The sequence below is a fragment of the Hydrogenibacillus schlegelii genome, from assembly GCF_001653195.1.
Taxonomy (GTDB): domain Bacteria; phylum Bacillota; class Bacilli; order Thermicanales; family DSM-22653; genus Hydrogenibacillus; species Hydrogenibacillus schlegelii.
On the sequence record NZ_JXBB01000048.1, the window covers coordinates 1 to 2,347 of the forward strand.

The following is a 2,347-nucleotide window of genomic DNA, read 5'->3' on the forward strand; positions in this document are numbered from 1 at the left end:
CCAAGGCCGTCAAGGTGCTAGAGGAGGGCTTTGACGACGTCACGGCCGTGCTGGTCTTGCCGGATCGCTATCGGCGGCGCTTGCGTACCACGAACGGCGTGGAACGACTCAACGAGGAGATTCGCCGCCGTGAAAGAGTCATCCGCATCTTTCCCAACCGGGAATCCGTGATACGGTTGCTTGGAGCGCTACTCATGGAGATAGCCGATAGGTAAGGGTTTGGTTTCACCCTTTATCAGGGTTACTACCTCCCCCTTTTCCCCCGGTCCACACCGTGCGTGAGAGTTTCCCCTCACACGGCGTTCCATCTACCGATTCTCACGGATCATCTCAAGCCCGAGAACCCTACGATACTTATTGACCTTCGCAAGCTCCTTCTTACCCGGCTGGAGTTCCTTCAGCAGCCGGTTGATCGTCTTGGGCGCCGTCGCATGGATCAGAGCGTGATACGCTTTGTGGATTATCCGGAGGTTTTCAAAGCTGTCGTCCCCACCCATGCTGAGCGGGATGACATGGTGCGCGTGCACCATTTCAGCTGTGAGAAACACCCCGGATATCTCACAGCGCCCCTGAACCATGCTGTACCGGCTGAGGCGGTTGTCCAGGTATTCCACCGAACGGTCGCCGACGTTGGATCGCATAAGTCTGACGATCTGCGTCTCGACGTCCGTATGGAGGTACTTGTGGATCAGTTTCCTGCCGGCGGCGGTGTAGATACAGGCGACTTGGTTAAATGGGATCGGCCGCCAGTGCCTCACCGCCGGAAGCGGGAAGATCGGAATTCCTCCGATGGACCATGTTGGGTACCGGTACTTGCTGTACAGGCGCCGGTACGTTTCCGGTGGATCGCGGGGAATCCCGAATTCCGCCTTGCCCTTCAGACGATTGCAAAGGAGCTTGAAGAGGTCAAACCAAATTCGGCCGAGTTCTTTACCCACCCGGGAAGCCTTTCTGAAGTAGTTTTGGATCCCGCGGATATAGGCGTTGAGGCGGGAGACCATTCTCCCTGACGGGGCCCTGGCCAGTTCTTTCACCATCTTCCTGAGTTCGGCTTTGATCTGTTGCCGCTTCTTGGGTTTGATTCCGGAGACGGCAACATGGCCTAGCTTGGAGGATGGTTTCGGGATTGCCTTGATGGCAATCCCCAGGAATTCCAGTGACCCCCGCCGGAGATTTACCACTTTGGACTTCTCGGGTGAGATGTCCAGTCTCAGCCGAATCTTGAGGTACTGTTTAACCGCGTGATACCACTTCCAGGCCGACCGCCAGTCCCTCGCTAGGATTACAAAGTCATCGGCGTATCGGATGATCCAGCCTTCTTTGAGGCGGGTTGTCTTCAGCGCCCTGTACTTGGGATCACTCCTGGAATACTGGCGACGGCTGGGGAAGTGGTGCCACTGCCCCGCCACCCACTGATCCAGGTCGTTGAGGACGATGTTCGACAGGAGGGGGGAGAGGATTCCTCCCTGTGGGACTCCCTTTGTTGGGATGCCTTCGCTCTCAATCGGCGCCTTCAGCATTTTGCCGATGATCGCGTGAATTCTCCGATCACGAATGCCCATGTTCCAGATCTGGCGCATGAGCATCGTATGGTTCACGTTATCGAAGAATCCTTTGATATCGATGTCAACGGCATAATGCAGTCCGGCCTGATTGATGAGTGATTCTACCCTTGCAATCGCGTGTTCCGTCGACCGCAAGGGGCGGAACCCGTAACTGTGTTCGTAAAATCTGGCTTCCGTTATGGGTTCCAGGACCTGCCGGATTGCCTGCTGAATGAGCCGATCCCGGATCGTGGGGATTCCGAGCGGTCGCTTATCCCCGTTGGGTTTGGGGATGAATACCCTCCGGACGGGTTGGGGTTCGAATTCCTCCAGGGCGTTCCGGACCATACTAACCAGTTCGTCCTCGCTCATTCTGGCAAGGTCCCGAATGGTTAAGCCGTCGACTCCCGGGGTTTCGGACCCTTCGTTGTCCTTCAGGTTCCGGTAGGCCAGGAGAATGTTCTCCCTGGAGATGACGATTTCATAAAGGTCCTCCAGGGACTCTCCCTTCCGTGACCGCTCATATAGCAGGTCAAAGACATGCTGGAGGTTGTAGTACTCCGTGTATCGTAGGGCGATCACTGTGGCATCCCTCCCTTCCCGCTGTCGGAAGGAAGTGGGATGTACCCACTTTCTTACCCGACCGGTGATCTGGGGGTTGAGATGCCGTTTGAATCGGTAGACTGCGGCCTGTTCCTCCGGTCCCATTACAGGACCTTCATCAGTCGTGACCGCGCTCTCACCAGCCTAAACCCACTTCGGCGTTGCGCCTTATAGGGACCGGCCCCGTACCGGCGGTTTGT

Annotated in this window: 2 protein-coding genes; one reads left to right on the forward strand and one right to left on the reverse strand. The window is 56.7% G+C overall.

All coding sequences use genetic code 11. From position 1 onward, the window contains the following. A partial coding sequence (locus SA87_RS10190; RefSeq protein WP_245637715.1) for a transposase occupies positions 1-215 on the forward strand: 215 nt, incomplete at its 5' end. A gap of 93 nt (positions 216-308) precedes the next feature. On the opposite strand, the gene ltrA is transcribed toward SA87_RS10190, so the two are convergent. Continuing rightward, positions 309-2,252: a group II intron reverse transcriptase/maturase gene (gene ltrA / locus SA87_RS10195; protein ID WP_082718052.1), complete on the reverse strand. Its 1,944-nt coding sequence runs from the start codon at positions 2,250-2,252 to the stop codon at positions 309-311. Positions 2,253-2,347: the final 95 nt, after the last annotated feature.